The sequence below is a fragment of the Vibrio sp. ECSMB14106 genome, assembly GCF_000972265.1.
GTDB lineage: Bacteria > Pseudomonadota > Gammaproteobacteria > Enterobacterales > Vibrionaceae > Vibrio > Vibrio kanaloae.
Window position 1 is genome coordinate 125,111 of the sequence record NZ_LAUM01000006.1, and the last position, 15,909, is coordinate 141,019.

General features: G+C 41.3%; 16 protein-coding genes. 8 read left to right on the plus strand and 8 right to left on the minus strand.

Features of this window, described 5'->3' with window-relative positions; genetic code table 11:
- Positions 1-17 precede the first annotated feature (17 nt).
- From pseB to pseI, 6 genes are read left to right on the plus strand one after another with little or no spacing between them, the layout of a single operon-like run.
- Positions 18-1,031, plus strand: coding sequence for a UDP-N-acetylglucosamine 4,6-dehydratase (inverting) (pseB, locus tag WR49_RS06395; protein WP_017055652.1), 1,014 nt, complete (start codon positions 18-20; stop codon positions 1,029-1,031).
- Positions 1,028-2,203, plus strand: coding sequence for a UDP-4-amino-4,6-dideoxy-N-acetyl-beta-L-altrosamine transaminase (pseC, locus tag WR49_RS06400; RefSeq protein WP_046223444.1), 1,176 nt, complete (start codon positions 1,028-1,030; stop codon positions 2,201-2,203). The genes pseB and pseC overlap by 4 nt, the downstream gene beginning before the upstream one ends.
- Complete coding sequence (pseF, locus tag WR49_RS06405; protein WP_017055654.1) at positions 2,203-2,892, plus strand: pseudaminic acid cytidylyltransferase; 690 nt, start codon at positions 2,203-2,205, stop codon at positions 2,890-2,892. The genes pseC and pseF overlap by 1 nt, the downstream gene beginning before the upstream one ends.
- Positions 2,893-2,895: 3 nt before the next feature.
- A complete protein-coding gene (gene pseG, locus WR49_RS06410) occupies positions 2,896-3,966 on the plus strand; it encodes a UDP-2,4-diacetamido-2,4,6-trideoxy-beta-L-altropyranose hydrolase (protein ID WP_046223445.1) in 1,071 nt (356 codons plus the stop codon).
- The gene (pseH, locus tag WR49_RS06415) at positions 3,947-4,504 is read left to right on the plus strand and encodes a UDP-4-amino-4,6-dideoxy-N-acetyl-beta-L-altrosamine N-acetyltransferase (RefSeq protein ID WP_017055656.1); all 558 of its coding nucleotides are present in this window, start codon (positions 3,947-3,949) and stop codon (positions 4,502-4,504) included. The genes pseG and pseH overlap by 20 nt, the downstream gene beginning before the upstream one ends.
- Positions 4,497-5,546, plus strand: coding sequence for a pseudaminic acid synthase (gene pseI / locus WR49_RS06420; protein ID WP_017055657.1), 1,050 nt, complete (start codon positions 4,497-4,499; stop codon positions 5,544-5,546). Before pseH ends, pseI begins: the two co-directional genes overlap by 8 nt.
- Positions 5,547-5,550: 4 nt before the next feature.
- On the opposite strand, the gene WR49_RS06425 is transcribed toward pseI, so the two are convergent.
- The 4 genes from WR49_RS06425 to rfaD all read right to left on the minus strand — a co-directional run bounded on the left by WR49_RS06425 (position 5,551) and on the right by rfaD (position 9,869).
- Positions 5,551-6,648, minus strand: a complete 1,098-nt coding sequence (locus WR49_RS06425) for a polysialyltransferase family glycosyltransferase (RefSeq protein WP_046223446.1) — start codon at positions 6,646-6,648, stop codon at positions 5,551-5,553.
- The gene (locus WR49_RS06430; RefSeq protein ID WP_231574688.1) at positions 6,648-7,436 is read right to left on the minus strand and encodes an O-antigen ligase family protein; all 789 of its coding nucleotides are present in this window, start codon (positions 7,434-7,436) and stop codon (positions 6,648-6,650) included. The genes WR49_RS06425 and WR49_RS06430 overlap by 1 nt, the downstream gene beginning before the upstream one ends.
- Before the next feature lie 403 nt (positions 7,437-7,839).
- Positions 7,840-8,793, minus strand: a complete 954-nt coding sequence (gene lpxM / locus WR49_RS06435) for a lauroyl-Kdo(2)-lipid IV(A) myristoyltransferase (RefSeq protein ID WP_046223448.1) — start codon at positions 8,791-8,793, stop codon at positions 7,840-7,842.
- Positions 8,794-8,927: 134 nt separating this feature from the next.
- Positions 8,928-9,869 carry an ADP-glyceromanno-heptose 6-epimerase gene (rfaD, locus tag WR49_RS06440; RefSeq protein ID WP_046223449.1) on the minus strand — a complete coding sequence of 314 codons (942 nt, stop codon included), beginning with the start codon at positions 9,867-9,869 and terminating at the stop codon, positions 8,928-8,930.
- A gap of 151 nt (positions 9,870-10,020) precedes the next feature.
- Between rfaD and WR49_RS06445 the strand changes: the two genes are divergently transcribed.
- Both WR49_RS06445 and WR49_RS06450 read left to right on the plus strand, forming a co-directional pair.
- Entirely contained in the window at positions 10,021-11,184 is a 1,164-nt protein-coding gene (locus WR49_RS06445) for a nucleotide sugar dehydrogenase (RefSeq protein WP_046223450.1), read from the plus strand.
- A gap of 125 nt (positions 11,185-11,309) precedes the next feature.
- Positions 11,310-11,948 (plus strand): TetR/AcrR family transcriptional regulator, encoded by a 639-nt coding sequence (locus WR49_RS06450; RefSeq protein WP_017055663.1) that lies wholly within the window; start codon positions 11,310-11,312, stop codon positions 11,946-11,948.
- Positions 11,949-12,009: 61 nt separating this feature from the next.
- On the opposite strand, the gene WR49_RS06455 is transcribed toward WR49_RS06450, so the two are convergent.
- The 4 genes from WR49_RS06455 to secB form a co-directional block, all read right to left on the minus strand.
- Positions 12,010-13,161, minus strand: coding sequence for a murein hydrolase activator EnvC family protein (locus tag WR49_RS06455; protein WP_046223451.1), 1,152 nt, complete (start codon positions 13,159-13,161; stop codon positions 12,010-12,012).
- Between the two features lie 103 nt (positions 13,162-13,264).
- Entirely contained in the window at positions 13,265-14,086 is an 822-nt protein-coding gene (gene cysE / locus WR49_RS06460) for a serine O-acetyltransferase (RefSeq protein WP_017055665.1), read from the minus strand.
- 47 nt (positions 14,087-14,133) lie between these two features.
- Positions 14,134-15,180 carry an NAD(P)H-dependent glycerol-3-phosphate dehydrogenase gene (gene gpsA / locus WR49_RS06465; protein ID WP_046223452.1) on the minus strand — a complete coding sequence of 349 codons (1,047 nt, stop codon included), beginning with the start codon at positions 15,178-15,180 and terminating at the stop codon, positions 14,134-14,136.
- Between the two features lie 253 nt (positions 15,181-15,433).
- Positions 15,434-15,901, minus strand: coding sequence for a protein-export chaperone SecB (secB, locus tag WR49_RS06470; protein ID WP_009847959.1), 468 nt, complete (start codon positions 15,899-15,901; stop codon positions 15,434-15,436).
- Between the last annotated feature and the right edge of the window lie 8 nt (positions 15,902-15,909).

Below are 15,909 nucleotides of genomic sequence, written 5' to 3' on the forward strand. Positions count from 1 at the left end.
TTAATAGAGATTTTAATATGTTAAATAACAAAACAGTATTAATTACCGGTGGCACAGGCTCATTTGGCAAACAGTTCATCAAAACGATTTTAGAGCGTTACCAGGACGTAAAGAAAATTATTATTTTCTCCCGTGATGAATTGAAGCAGTTTGAGATCAAGCAGCAATATCCACATAAGGATTTTCCACAATTACGTTTCTTCATCGGTGATGTTCGTGACCGTAATCGTATGATTCAAGCGTGTGAAGATGTTGATGTCATTATCCACGCCGCTGCGATCAAACAAGTAGACACAGCTGAGTACAACCCGACTGAATGTATTCGTACCAATATTGATGGCGCAGAGAATGTGATTAGTGCAGCTCTTGCGTGTGGTGTGAAAGATGTCGTTGCTCTCTCGACAGATAAGGCATGTGCACCAATTAACTTATATGGTGCTACGAAACTTGCATCGGATAAGTTATTTGCAGCTGCAAACAATATTAAAGGCTCAAAAGACATTCGTTTTAGTGTTGTTCGTTATGGCAACGTAATGGGCTCGCGCGGTTCGGTTATTCCATTCTTTATGCAGAAAAAAGAAGAAGGTGTACTGCCAATTACACATGAAGAGATGACGCGTTTTAATATTTCTCTTCAAGATGGCGTGAATATGGTGATGTATGCACTTGAAAACCATTTGGGTGGTGAGATCTTTATTCCTAAGATCCCTTCATACAAAATCCTAGATATCGCTGAAGCTGTTGCGCCGGGCATGGCAACGAAGGTTGTTGGCATTCGCCCAGGAGAAAAACTTCATGAAGAAATGATCACTGATACTGATTCTCTCAATACAATTGATTTAGGTCGTTATTACGCGATCCTTCCTTCTGTCTCTTTTACATACACAGAAGATGAGTACATGAATCACCATAAGGCTGAGAAAGTGCCTTTTGGTTTTAAATACAACTCAGGCACCAATACTGAGTGGGAAACGATTGAAGGTCTACGTGACCTAATCAAAGAACATGTTGATCCTAAATTTACAGTGTGAGTAGAACAGTGATTCCATACGGCAAGCAAGATATCAGTCAGCAAGACATTGATAGTGTAGTTGATGTCCTTAAATCTGATTTTCTAACTCAGGGACCACAAGTGCCTGCGTTTGAAAAAGCGTTAACAGAACATACTGGTGCTCAGTATGCGTTAGCAGTGAATAGTGCAACCTCCGCCCTACATATTGCTTGTCTCGCTTTAGATTTGGGTGAAGGTGACTGGTTGTGGACAACACCGGTTACTTTTGTTGCGTCTGCAAACTGTGGTCTTTATTGCGGAGCTAAAGTGGACTTTGTTGATATTGATTCAGCAACTTATAACATGTGCCCTAAAAAGCTAGAGCAAAAGCTAATTACTGCTAAAGCCACCGGAACTTTACCTAAAGTCGTGGTTCCTGTTCACTTATGTGGTCAGCCTTGTGATATGGAATCCATTGCTAAGCTAGCCAAAGAATATGGCTTTAAAGTCATTGAAGATGCTTCTCATGCTATTGGTGGTCAATATCATGAACAACCAATCGGTAATTGTAAGTATTCTGATATTACCGTATTCAGTTTTCACCCTGTAAAAATTGTCACAACGGCTGAAGGTGGTGCTGCATTAACGAACCAGAAAGAGCTAGCGGATAAAATGGCTCTCTTGCGCAGTCATGGTATTACACGAGATCCTGAAATGATGACGGAAGCTTCTCATGGAGGCTGGTATTACCAACAGGTTGATTTAGGTTTCAACTACCGCATGACAGAACTTCAAGCAGCGTTGGGTGTCACGCAAATGCAGCGTCTTGATGAATTTGTTGCGGCGCGCCATGTGTTGTCTAAGCGCTATAATCAAACGTTATCTGAATTACCTTTAGTACTTCCTTATCAACTGGAAAACACGTACTCAGGTCTGCATTTATTCGTAATTCGTTTGAAGTTAGATGAGATATCACTAACTCATAAACAAGTGTTTGACGCACTGCGTGAAAATGGTATTGGCGTTAATTTGCATTACATACCGGTTCATACTCAGCCATATTACCAGGTTATGGGCTTTACTGAAGGGGATTTCCCTGAATCAGAACGTTACTATCAAGAAGCGATCTCACTGCCAATGTTCCACGGTATGACGGAAGCACAGCAAAATACCGTTGTTCGTGTAGTAACCGAAATTTTGACAGGTAAATAATGAACGTTGCTATTATTCCTGCACGTGGTGGCAGTAAGCGTATTCCTCGTAAAAATATTAAGCACTTCCATGGCAAGCCTATGATCGCTTACTCAATCGAAGCTGCACTTGCTTCGGATTGTTTTGATAAGGTGATTGTCTCTACTGATGATGCTGAGATAGCCGAGGTAGCGAAAAAATATGGTGCTGAAGTGCCATTTTTACGGCCTTCAAATATCTCCGATGATTATGCTACCACCATGGATGTGATGCACCATGCAATAACTTGGTGCGCTAACAATGGCTGGGATATTGGTGATGTTTGTTGTTTGTACGCCACCGCTCCGTTTGTTTTACCTGAAGATCTTCAGAAAGGCTATGAGCTACTTAGGGGAACGAGTGTGCAATTTACATTTAGTGCCACATCGTTTCCGTTTCCGATTCAGCGTGCAATTAAGCTTGATGAGCAAGGTTCTGTTTCGATGTTTTCGCCTGAAAACGAACAGGTAAGATCACAAGACTTGGAAGAAGCGTATCACGATGCTGGCCAGTTTTATTGGGGTCGCAAAGATGCTTTCTTGAATAAATTATCGGTGTTTTCCAGCCACTCTAAGGCCGTGCTCTTACCGAGAAAACGCGTTCAAGATATTGATAACCAAGAAGACTGGGAACTGGCTGAATCTCTTTTCTCAGCATTAAGGTTAGGATAAACCATGAAGGTTACCTTCCGAGTGGATGCGTCACTATTTATCGGTAGTGGCCACGTCATGCGCTGTTTGGTGCTTGCAGATATATTAAAGAGTAGAGGTTTCTCCGTATACTTTGCTTGTCTGCCTCAGCCTGGGGACATGATCGCATATATCCGTGATAGAGGCTTTGACGTATTAGAGTTGACTCCCTCTTGCCTACCTATGACTCCCTCCCATAGCGCTGACTATAAAGCTTGGCTTCAACGTAGCGTTGAAGAAGATGCAAATGACTTTTTATCCAAAGTTGATTATTCCGAATGGGTGATTGTGGATCACTATGCACTGGACCGTGAATGGGAAAGCATTATTATTGGTAAGCTTTCATGCGCTACTTTATCGATAGATGACCTTAACCGTGAACACTGTAGTGATATTATTCTTGACCAAAACCTATGGCCGAACCTTGAAGAAAGATATTCAAATTGTTCTGCTACCAAGCTCCTTGGTCCTGAATATGCTCTTTTAAGAGAGAGTTTTTCAATATTGCGAGGTTCCCCCCGAGATTCAATATCCAATCAACTCTTAGTCTTTTTTGGTGGAACAGATCCTACAAATGAGTGCGAGAAGTTTATTCTTGCAGCAAATGAGTTTAAGAGGCTCCCGTTTAATACTATTTTGATCACGGGGAGAATTAACCCTCGTTTTGATACTTTGTCAAAGCTTAATCAAAATCGAAGTGTAGCAATATATAAGAACTTAGAGAGCTTCGACTTATCTTTAAGCAACAGTAAATATGCGATTGGTGCTTCGGGAGTCAGTAATTGGGAGCGGTTCTGCCTGAAAGTTCCTGCTTCAATAGTTTCCGTCGCGGAGAATCAAGTAGTACTTTCTAATTACTTGTCTGATTTAGGATTTGTTGAATACTTAGGTGAAGGCACAACGACTACTACCAATACTTATAGGGATGAGTTAACACGTCTATACGAAAGGTGGGAGCACATCAAACCTTTTAGTGATTTTGAAGTTGATGGCTTCGGTGCGAATAAGGTCGTTCAAACAATGGAGAGCTTTTGTCGTGAAAAAAAGAGTGATTAAATTTAGGCTACTTGAAGAAAGCGATTTAGAAGAAATTCTCGCTTGGAGAAACTCTCCAGATGTTAGAAAAAACATGTACACCTCTCATGAAATCACTATGGATGAGCATAAGTCATGGTTTTCTAGCATGTGCAAGGATAGTTCAAAAGAGTATTTTTTAGCTGAGTTAAATGGAGAGCCAGCTGGGGTTGTTGGATTTACAGATATAAATCGAATTCCTGGAATCGCTTCTTGGGCATTTTATGCGTCGCCCAATGCGGTAAGAGGTACCGGATCTTTGATGGAATATCGGGCCCTAGAGCACGCATTTACTGAATTAGATTTGCACAAATTACGCTGTGAGGTTTTAGGTTTTAATCAACCGGTGGTGAAATTACACTCCAAATTTGGTTTTAAAGTTGAAGGTACTCATCGAGATGCTTTCTTCAATGGGACTGAATATCACGATGTAGTACATTTGGGTATCTTTTCACATGAGTGGAAAGATATTAGAAACCTTATGAAAGATAAATTGAGAGTATACGAAGAAAATGAATAAAAACATATACATCGATAATCGAGAAATTGGTCCTAATTGCCCTCCCTATATTATTGCTGAGCTTTCTGCTAACCATAATGGCGATATAAACCGAGCTTTTCAGATTATGGAAGAAGCAAAAAAAGCAGGTGCTGATGCGATTAAACTTCAAACCTATACCCATGAAACTATCACTATGGATAGTGACTCGGAAGAGTTTCAAATTCATGGCGGTTTATGGGATGGCCAAACTCTGTATGAGTTGTATAAAGAAGCGCATATGCCTTGGGAATGGCACAAGCCTTTGTTTGAAAAAGCAAAAGAGTTAGGTATTACGATATTTAGTTCACCATTTGATTTTACCGCTGTAGATTTATTAGAGGAGCTAGACGCTCCCGCATACAAAATAGCATCTTTCGAAGTGGTTGATTTACCTCTGATTAAGCGTGTTGCTCAAACGGGTAAGCCGATGATTATCTCAACGGGAATGGCCAATGAGGAAGAGATTGCAGAAGCAGTAAAAACTGCGAGAGATAACGGGTGTAAGGAATTGGTTGTATTACATTGTGTTAGTGGCTATCCAGCCCCTGCAGAACAATATAACTTAAAGACGATTGCCGATATCGCAGAGCGGTTTGACGTTTTATCTGGCCTTTCTGATCACACTATCGACAATGCTACCGCCGTTGCTTCGGTTACTCTAGGTGCATGTTTGATAGAAAAGCATGTCACGATGGATCGAAATGGTGGCGGTGCCGATGATAGCTTTTCTCTTGAGCCTCATGAATTAGCAGCATTATGTAAAGACACGAAAACGGCTTGGCAAGCGATGGGGCAAGTGAACTACGAAAGAACAGAAGCTGAAAAGGGGAATGTTAAGTTCCGTCGTTCTTTATATGTAGTAAAGGATATTGCTAAGGGTGAATTTTTGACGCCTGAAAATGTTCGTAGCATCCGACCTGGGTTTGGTTTAGCCCCAAGATACTACGAAGAGATTATAGGAAAAAAGGCTTCATCTAATATAGAGGCAGGGACTCCTTTATCGTTGGGTTTATTTGAATAAAAAATCATGTCATTTTAGATAGCTGGATAGAGATTCTCTTTTGAAGGCTATCTTCGTTTTTTTCTAGTTCACTTATAATATCGACAAAGTTAGAAACTTCATCATCTGGAATTATTTTATATATATCACAGTACTCTTCCATTCCGATACCTGCTGAAGAGTTAATGGATATGATATTAACTGTATCTATACTCGATAGTAAATATATCTCCAAAGGCAGCTTACTCGACAAGAAAGTCACACCTTTTTCTTTGAATGATGAATAATCTGATTCATTTTCCTTTGGATGCAGCTTTAAAACCGGGTCAAAACCTTCCCTTTTACTTTCCGATATTATCAAGTCATAAATTTTATAAAAGAAGTCATCATCAACAAGTTTGCCCTTCAGTTTTTTGAAGGTCGGCTGTGTGGCGATGATTAATGTTTTTCTATTTAGATCATGAGAACCATCAAACCTGAAGCAGCGTTGAATATTTGAAATATTCGTTTTATTTTTGGATAAAACTAGTTTTTCCCCTTTATGTCGTACTGATTCCGGTAGTTTTTCTGGGTGTATTACATGGATATTAGTACATTGTTTTCGTTCGCCAAATACATGGTGCTTGGGTGTTTTATTTGACAGGAAACGAAGGAGTTGTTTTAATCTTGACTCTATCTTATGCTCAACATAATTCCCCATACCATCTTCAATCATTGAGTATGATGGAGATAGCAGTCGAAACAGTCTGGACATTTTGTTGTTATCATTGTAAAGATATAACATTGTAATTATAGAATTAAAGTTCAATTTATCATCGTACTTCTGTAATAACTTTACTAGAATTAACTTTAAGTGTTTAGAAATTGGCCAGCCACGAAGAGAACATAATAAAATGTATCTTCCAACATATCCACTTTTCTTTATATGCTTAACTAGTAATTTCCTGCTTACTAGTATTAATTCTATATTTTCCGGTAGTGTTTTAGTGTTTATATCATCTGGTTCAACCTCTTGATAATCATAAAAGAAAATTATTTTCGATAATGTATCACTGTCTGAATTCTGTGACTTATACAGGCTAAATAACAGGTGTCGAACTGTTGAACAAATATATAAATCCATTACTTCTCCTTCTCATTTTCATTTTTTATTTTATTTATCAGTATTATCGATGTGAATAGATAAAGGAAGTATGTTCCTGGATGAGATAGAGGTATATAACTTAATCCTGCTGAGAATATAAAAATTGGCATTATTATAAGAAGCGGAGAGTAACTTGAATTGAAGTGTCTGATACCATATATAAATGGAACAAGTAAGACTGAAAAATATAACAAGGCCCCAATAAAACCATACTTTACAGTCCTGTCTATAATGCTGTTATGAAAGTTCTTATTATCAAATGTCGCAAGAGAACGTCTAACATCCCCTTTTTTATACATGTCTTGTATGATTTTTAGGTGTTGTTTTTGTCCTAGTCCAGACCAAGATGGGGTGTCTTTTACTATATTGTAACCAACCATCCAGAGTTGAATTCTTATTCCCCATGATGCATCTAAGTTGCCTGAACGCAATAAGTTGACCTCTTCTACCGTTCGGTTTACACGACTTTCTATAACTGGGTAACTTAAAATAATAACAGTAGAAAATAATAGTAAGCTTGATAGGGTTAGCTTCCAGTTTCTCTTTTTTATGAAAATTATGAATATAATTGTCATATACACAGTAATTAAAGCTAACCATGTCCCTCTTGTGTCAATCAAAAGGACGTTGATGCTCAGTAAAATAAAGCTGAATGTGGAAAAAAAGGAAAGTAACTTACTCCTGCTTATATAGCAGAGGTAAAGCGTTATTATAGATAATAATCCAATGAAATTAGAGTAAGGAATAGGGTTTAATGGGAGTTTCATTTTTCCTAGATCCTCAAACTCTATAATAGTCATAGTTTGGTAAGATATGTATATAGAGCTTAGAGTTGTTATATATATTAAAAAACGGTAACGAATGGACTTGGGAAAGGATATTGTAGAATATAAAAGTGTGCTAATGAGAACTCTTATTTCTGATGAACTATAGCCATTTTGATAATATTTAAATGTAGCATAAGCTGTGCATATTAGAATCAATATTATAATGTTGTTGTGTTCTATTTTTATATGATCAAGCTTTACTATGCTACATAATATCTTTGTTACCAAAGATATTATGATCAGAGCGACTAGAATCTTATCCCCATTAGGGACGATAAACAGACCACTAACAGCCCAATAAATGGGTAGCAAGTGTATAAATTGCATTATATTTCGAAACATATTATTTGTATGGATTGAGATTACTTTCAGGACGAGTCTTAAGCAGCCTTAAGATCCACATATATTGCTCTGGTTTTTTACTCACATAATCTTCAATACATTGATTCATCATACGTGCATCTTGTTCTTCACTTCCTGTTGGAAATGGAAGCGCAGGGTAAAAGTCCAGGGTGTATTGGCCCGTATTACTATCGTATTGAGCAAACAAGGGAACAATTTTAGCTTTGCTCAGTTTAGATAGACGGCCAAGGCCTGAGATGGTTGCTTTTTGTGTTGCGAAAAAGTCAACGAAGACACTGTGCTCCCGGCCAAGATCTTCATCGGGTAGGTAGTAGCCAAGGTAGCCGTCACGTACTGACTTGATGAAAGGTTTGATACCGCCGCTACGATCGTAAACTCGTCCACCATATTGAACACGTTGCCTGTGCATTAACCAGTCACTGAGCTTATTTTTCTGTGCTTTTGCCATGGCTGATACCGGAAGGTTACGCGATGCCAGCAATACCGCAGGGATATCGATAGCCCATGTGTGCGGCACCAACAAGATAACGTTCTCTCCGCTGTCCGTCATATCGGTTAGGTTACTCAGGCCGTTTATCGAAGTGTTGTTTTCTAGCCAGCCTTTACTCTTTAAGGTCAGTGAGGCAAACCCCATCAAAAATGAGATGGAAGTAACGTATGAGTGATAGAGAGTTTCTTCGCGCTGTTCTACCGATTGCTCGGGAAAGCACATCTCAAGGTTTACGCGAGCTCGGCGGTTAGCCTTATTCTTGATTTTTACAGCTTGCTTAGCCATAAACTTGGCTAATATCAAGCGAATGCTATTAGGCAAGAAGCAGACTAAAGACGATAACAAAACAGCAATCCAAGTTCCCCAGTACTTAGGCGCTAGAAACCCCCATTCAAACTCAGGGTTGTAAGCTTTTGGATCAAAATCATTGCGTTGTGTGGTCATTCATTTACTACATTATTTAAATCAGAGAGTTAACTTTATATTGGTCACTCTGGGAATGATTATATTCGTTAGGTATTACCAATAATACACACTAAAAATAGGATGTATTATTGGTCTTAATCTTAAATATACCGTTAAGCGTTTACGATCTTCATGTACTCAGCAACGCCATCGGCTACGGCTTTAAACTTGATATCGCAACCTGTATTGCGAAGCTTAGTTAAGTCGGCTTGAGTGAATTCTTGGTAAGCACCTTTTAAATGCTCAGGGAAAGGAATCGTTTCGATTTCGCCTTTACCATGGTGCTTGATGACTGCCTTGGCGACTTCTTCAAACGATTCAGCATTGCCTGTACCTAGATTAAAGAGGCCAGATACACCATTTTCTAAGAACCACAAGTTGACCGCCGCGACATCACCGACATACACAAAATCACGTTTGAAAGTTTCGCTACCTGCAAACAACTTCGGGTTTTCACCGGCGTTCATTTGATTGTTGAGGTGGAATGCGACTGAAGCCATGCTGCCTTTGTGTTGTTCACGAGGGCCGTATACATTGAAATATCGGAAACCAACGATTTGTGGAAGCGTTTCGTTGTGTGCTGCTGCATCCGCGGTTAAGCGGCGAACGTAGTTATCAAATTGTTGTTTTGAATAGCCGTAGACATTCAATGCACCTTCGTACTCTCGCTCTTCAATGAAAGTATCGGTTTCACCGTAAGTCGCAGCTGAAGAGGCATACAAGAAAGGGATTTCACGCTCAACACAGTAATGAAGTAGCTCTTTTGAGTATTCATAGTTGTTGAGCATCATGTATTTGCCATCCCACTCGGTAGTGGCAGAGCATGCACCTTCATGGAAAATCGCTTCAATGTGACCGAAATCATCACCAGCCATGACTTGAGTTAGGAAATCATCACGATCCATGTAATCTGTGATATCTAGGTCAACAAGGTTCTTAAACTTCTTGCCATCTTTTAAGTTGTCGACGACTAGAATATCGTTGTGGCCTGCTTCATTGAGCGCCTTAACAATATTGCTGCCAATCATGCCAGCACCACCCGTTACGATAATCATAACTTTCTAACTCTTTTGAATACAAAACTGCCACCAGTATAGCAAGAATTGGATAAAGCGGGCTAGTGGAATAATTCCCCAACCGGAGTATGATACGGCAAGCTAAGTTATAATTTTTATTGAGTTAATAGCTCAAAACATAGGTATTATCATGAAGATTGCAGTAGCCGGTACCGGATATGTAGGTCTATCAAATGCAATGTTGTTAGCGCAGCATCATGAAGTAATCGCGGTAGATATCATTGATGACAAAGTGACAATGCTAAATAACAAGCAGTCGCCGATTGTTGATAATGAGATTGAGCACTTTTTGTCAAACAAGACGCTGAACTTCAGGGCAACAACAGACAAAGCGGCTTACCAAGACGCTGAATTTGTCATCATTGCCACACCAACTGATTATGATCCGAAAAATAATTATTTCGATACCAGTTCTGTGGAGTCGGTTATTAAAGACGTCATGGATATCAATCCAAATGCAGTCATGGTGATCAAATCAACGGTCCCTGTTGGCTATACTGAGCGCGTTAAGCAAGAGCTGAACTGTGAAAACGTTATGTTCTCACCTGAGTTTTTACGCGAAGGCAAAGCCCTGTACGATAACCTACACCCATCACGAATTATCGTGGGTGAGTGCTCTGAACGCGCTAAAGTATTTGCTAATCTTCTGGTGGAAGGCGCTGAAAAAGAGAACATCGATGTGCTCTTTACCAATTCAACAGAAGCTGAAGCGGTAAAACTATTCTCTAATACTTATCTCGCGATGCGAGTTTCTTACTTCAATGAGCTTGATTCTTACGCGGAAGCGCATGGCTTGGATTCTCGTCAGATCATCGAAGGTGTTGGCTTAGATCCTCGTATTGGTAATCACTACAATAACCCTTCATTTGGTTACGGTGGTTACTGCTTACCGAAAGATACCAAACAGTTGTTAGCAAATTACCAAGATGTACCAAACAACATTGTTGGTGCCATCGTTGATGCTAACCGAACCAGAAAAGATTTTATTGCGGATTCCATTATCAAGCGATCTCCTAAGATTGTTGGCATCTATCGATTGATAATGAAAGCCGGTTCGGACAACTTCCGTGCTTCTTCGATTCAAGGCATCATGAAGCGTTTGAAGGCTAAAGGTATTGAAGTGGTCGTATTCGAACCTGTGTTAGAGGAAGAGCATTTCTTTAACTCGAAGGTTTATTCTGACCTAGAAGCGTTCAAAGCTGTATCGGATGTGATTGTATCTAACAGAATGGTTGATGAACTCTCCGATGTTGCAGACAAGGTATACACACGAGACCTTTTCGGCAGTGATTGATTACAGCAGCGATTCATTGCAGTTGAATTTTAGCGATTGCTAATTCGACCAGATGTTAACAGCTCGATCTATCCGTTTAGTGGCGATATACTGAACTATTGAACGGATAGGGATACTAATGACCAATGAAAACACGTGACAAGATTGTTTACGCGGCGCTAGAACTTTTTAATGAGCACGGCGAGCGTAGTATTACGACCAATCATATTGCTGAGTATATCGAGATCAGCCCTGGTAACCTTTACTACCACTTTCGCAACAAACAAGAAATTGTCCGTGATATCTTTACTCTCTATTCGACAGAGCTGCTTGAAAGGTTCACCCCTATTCAAGGGCAACAAGAAAGCCTGACGCTACTAAAGCGCTACTTAGATTCTATCTTCACGCTGATGTGGAAGTACCGATTCTTCTATGCCAATCTACCGGAAATATTGTCGCGTGATGAAAAGCTCCATCTTGATTACATGGCCGTACAAGAAAAGCTGCAAACCAATCTTGTGGGTATCATGAGAGCCTTCGTTGAGTTGAACTTGCTCAAAGCAACAGATGCAGAAATGAAGTCGATGGTGACGTCTCTTCACTTGATTGCATCGGGTTGGTTGGCGTATCAGTCTGTCATGTCGCCAAAAGCTCAAATTACCGAGCAAGTGGTCCATCAAGGAATGCTGCAGATGATCGCGACGGTTAAACCCATTGCGACAGCCCAAGGCTTTGAGCAACTAACGCTATTAGAAGATGGTGTCAGGGCGTTGAACTCAAAGTAGAAAGAGACGAGTAAGCGAGATACGGGTAACGAAGAGCTTTACTCGCATCCCGTATCTGCTCTTACCTAACCAACCAACTCTTCGGGTTTTGAGCTTTACTATTTCTACGGATTTCAAAGTAAAGCGATGGACGGGTTTGGCCGCCAGTGTTACCGACAAGTGCAATGGCTTCACCTGCTTTCACCTTATCACCTTCCTTTTTCAATAGCGCTTGGTTAAAGCCGTAGAGCGTCATATCACCTTTACCGTGGTCGAGCAGTACCACTAAGCCATAACCTCGCAGATACTCGGCAAATACCACCGTACCTGAGTAAACCGACTTTACTTGCTGGCCGTAATTAGCGTTGATCACCATGCCTTTCCAGTTTACTTGGCCAGTTTGACGAGAGCCGTAGTTATGTAGGACATTCCCTTTTATTGGCCAAGGCAGCTTTCCTTTGCGCTTGGCTAAACCATCCATAGGGACAGAGTTCTGTCTCTCGCGAGCGGCTTTCTCTGCTTTGGCAATCTCGGCTTTGAGGCGAGTTTCATTGCGCTGGAGTTCAGCTAAATAACTCTTGTCACCGGAGATATTATTTTTAATATTACCAACCGTTTTCTTACGTTGAACTTGTGTCTGTGACAGCTTATCGCGCTTTGTCGTTTGTTGTTTTAAAAGCGTTGTTATTTGTTCTTGCTCAAGTTGGCGTTGTTTCTGGCTTTCTGCTAACTCCCGTTGAGTGTGTTCAATCGTATTTATCGTTGCAGAGCGAGCTTTAGCAAGATGTTGGTAGTAGTGGCTAATGCGGTCTTCTTCAACACCGGTATTGAGGATATGAGAAGAGGCTTTCGCTCGACTTGTCATATAGTAAGTTTGAATCAGTTGTTCTAACTTGTCTGTCTGCACTTTTTTTTGTGCGGTGAGTTCTGTGATCTTTGTGTTCAAGTTGGCAATGTTAGCATTGGCCGTCTTGAGTTGCTTTTTGCTATCTAAAATCGCTTTTTCAAGTGAAGCAATGGCGAGCTCTTGCTTCTTTAGATTGGCTTGCAACGTATCCAGTTTTTTTTGCTGTGAAGATAGGGCTTTTTGTTGACGAGATATTTCGCTCGACACACCTTTTAGCTCACCTTGCGATGCGGCAAATGACGATGAAGATAAAACAGCAACACAAAGGCTGGTCGATATCAAAAGAGTCCGGTTAATGGCTCGAATATATTTCATCATTATTGTCATTTAGTTGTATTCATCTGCTCTTAATTTTTCGAATTTTGCTGAATTGAACCCATATCTGCTTTGAGCTCTTCGCATCTCGGTAACTCGCATCTCGTTACTGCGCTTAAATCCCATCACCATAGATAAAATGCTGTGAGCGACCGTTAAACCCTTGGTCCATATCCAAAGACGGTTTATCCGTTTGTGGTTTGCCGACAATCTTGGCTGGAACACCAGCAACGGTAGTATGGGGAGGCACGGCTTGAAGTACCACAGAGCAAGAACCTATCTTAGCTCCTTCGCCCACTTCAATGTTGCCCAAAATCTTCGCGCCGGCCCCAATCATGACACCTTCGCGAATTTTAGGGTGACGATCACCACCTTCTTTACCGGTACCACCCAATGTAACGTCTTGAAGAATCGACACATCATTTGCAACTACAGCCGTTTCACCAATCACAATACCTGTAGCGTGGTCGAGCATGATTGCTTTACCAATACGAGCCGCTGGGTGAATGTCCACTTGGCAGGCGACTGAAATTTGGTTTTGTAAGTAAGTAGCAAGCGCGATGCGCCCTTGTTTCCATAACCAATTAGCCACGCGGTAGCCTTGTAGAGCATGATACCCTTTTAAATAAAGCAGAGGCATTGAATACATTTCAACGGCGGGGTCGCGGGTGACCGTCGCGCAAATATCACAAGCGGCGGCGTCAATGATGTCTGCATCTTCCGCGAAGGCTTGTTCAACCACTTCGCGCACAGCCATTGCTGGCATTGAAGCGGTTTTGAGTTTATTGGCAAGGATATAACTAAGCGAAGCACTCAAACTGTCGTGATTGATAATAGTGGCGTGGTAAAAACTCGCTAGCATAGGCTCTTGTTCTGATTGCTCGCGAGCTTCCTTCACGATGCATTGCCAAACTTTTTGCTGTTCACAGTGTTTCATTCTTCCATCCATCTTATCTATTTTATTCCACGACTGAATACGCGATGTTATCGCTCTGACTTTTTGTCTCGAGCAAGTAGGTCTTGCGCCGCTAAGTGAGCATCTTTCCCTTGATACAGCACTTGATAAATTTGTTCAACAATTGGCATCTCAACGCCCATACGCTCTGATAGTAACCAAACTTCTTTGGTGTTGCGATAACCTTCGACCACTTGGCCGATTTCTTCTTGCGCCGTGTCGACGTCTTTACCTGAACCTAAAGCTAAACCAAAACGACGGTTACGAGATTGGTTATCGGTACATGTCAGCACTAAGTCGCCTAATCCAGCCATGCCCATAAAGGTTTCTGGTTGCGCACCAAGTGCGGCGCCTAGTCGGCTCATTTCAGCCAAACCTCGGGTTATCAAAGCCGTACGTGCATTGGCACCAAAGCCAATACCATCCGACATGCCTGCGCCGATAGCGATGACATTTTTAACTGCGCCGCCAAGTTGCATGCCGATGAAATCTGAGTTTGCGTATACGCGGAATGTTTTGCCGCAGTGGATTTTTTCTTGGAGCTCTTCTAGAAAAACTTCATCAGGTGAAGCGACAGAGATAGCCGTTGGCATGCCCATCGCTAACTCTTTGGCGAAGGTCGGTCCTGATAGAACCGCTAACGAGTAACCATCACCCAGCACATCATGCGCGACATCTTTAAGCAGGCGGCCTGTCTCTGGCTCTAAGCCTTTGGTGGCCCAGCAGATGCGAGAGTTCGTCGTTAAGTACGGCTTCAGGTTGTTGAGCACGATACCAAACACATGGCTAGGAACGACAATGAGAAGGTCACGGCTTGCAGTGACTGCTTTTTCTAAATCCGACTCAATGATTAAACTTTCCGGAAAATCGATATTGGGTAGAAACGCATTGTTAGCTCGCTCTAATTCGAGGCGCGCCATATGCACAGGATCATGTCCCCAGAGAACAACATTGGCACCGTTACGAGCTAGAGATATCGCTAAAGATGTCCCGTAAGAACCTGCGCCAATCACTGTCATAGCAATCTCTTTGCCATAAGCATTGGTCGTATTAGTCGGGTGAGTTGTTTCTGTCATGCTTCCACCTAAAAATAATGAGGGAAATCGAAAAGTTCTGTGAGTGCTCTTTATCTAATAAAGGTGCTCCCCCTAAAAGGAAGCGCTCTCTACCAAGAGAATATACAAAAAATGCACATCGCAGAAGCTGCGATGTGCATTTAAAAGCTCATTCTCTAATAAAAGCCAAGCTTCTAATCAAAACTAAGCTCCCAATAAAAAACCAAGCTTCAAATAAAAGTGGCTATATAAGCGTTAAGTTCTGGTTTGAGACTTAAGCTTGTTCGCCTTCAGCTTGTTGAGCTTGGTTTTGTAGGTAGTTCATGAACAATGCATCGAAGTTGACTGGTGCTAGGTTCAGTTGTGGGAATGTACCTTTAACCACTAGGCTAGAAATCGTTTCACGAGCGTATGGGAACAAGATGTTCGGGCAGAAAGCGCCTAGGCAATGTGCAAGCTGGCCAGCTTCCATTTCGCTTGCAGAGAAGATACCACCTTGCTGAACTTCACAAAGGAATGCTGTGTCTTCTGCGTTCTTAACGGTAACCGTTAGACGTAGGATGACTTCGTAAACGCCTTCGCCAAGTTCACGGCTTTGAGTGTCTAGGTCCAGTTTTACATCTGGGTTCCACTCTTTTTGAAACATGTCTGGAGAGTTTGGCGCTTCGAAAGAGACGTCTTTTAGGAAAATACGTTGGATTGCGAAGTTCTGTTGTGCGTCTTGTTGTGCTGCTTCAGCCATTTTCTTGT

Bases quoted from the DNA above. Each gene is read 5' to 3' on its own strand.
- lpxM (WP_046223448.1), bottom strand. From the start codon at position 8,793: ATGACCACACAACGCAATGATTTTGATCCAAAAGCTTACAACCCTGAG.
- rfaD (WP_046223449.1), bottom strand. From the start codon at position 9,869: ATGATTATCGTAACGGGTGGTGCTGGCATGATTGGCAGCAATATTGTT.
- WR49_RS06430 (WP_231574688.1), bottom strand. From the start codon at position 7,436: ATGAAACTCCCATTAAACCCTATTCCTTACTCTAATTTCATTGGATTA.
- gpsA (WP_046223452.1), bottom strand. From the start codon at position 15,180: ATGACAGAAACAACTCACCCGACTAATACGACCAATGCTTATGGCAAA.
- pseB (WP_017055652.1), top strand. From the start codon at position 18: ATGTTAAATAACAAAACAGTATTAATTACCGGTGGCACAGGCTCATTT.
- WR49_RS06450 (WP_017055663.1), top strand. From the start codon at position 11,310: ATGAAAACACGTGACAAGATTGTTTACGCGGCGCTAGAACTTTTTAAT.
- WR49_RS06425 (WP_046223446.1), bottom strand. From the start codon at position 6,648: ATGGATTTATATATTTGTTCAACAGTTCGACACCTGTTATTTAGCCTG.
- pseI (WP_017055657.1), top strand. From the start codon at position 4,497: ATGAATAAAAACATATACATCGATAATCGAGAAATTGGTCCTAATTGC.
- WR49_RS06445 (WP_046223450.1), top strand. From the start codon at position 10,021: ATGAAGATTGCAGTAGCCGGTACCGGATATGTAGGTCTATCAAATGCA.
- secB (WP_009847959.1), bottom strand. From the start codon at position 15,901: ATGGCTGAAGCAGCACAACAAGACGCACAACAGAACTTCGCAATCCAA.
- cysE (WP_017055665.1), bottom strand. From the start codon at position 14,086: ATGAAACACTGTGAACAGCAAAAAGTTTGGCAATGCATCGTGAAGGAA.
- pseF (WP_017055654.1), top strand. From the start codon at position 2,203: ATGAACGTTGCTATTATTCCTGCACGTGGTGGCAGTAAGCGTATTCCT.
- pseG (WP_046223445.1), top strand. From the start codon at position 2,896: ATGAAGGTTACCTTCCGAGTGGATGCGTCACTATTTATCGGTAGTGGC.
- WR49_RS06455 (WP_046223451.1), bottom strand. From the start codon at position 13,161: ATGACAATAATGATGAAATATATTCGAGCCATTAACCGGACTCTTTTG.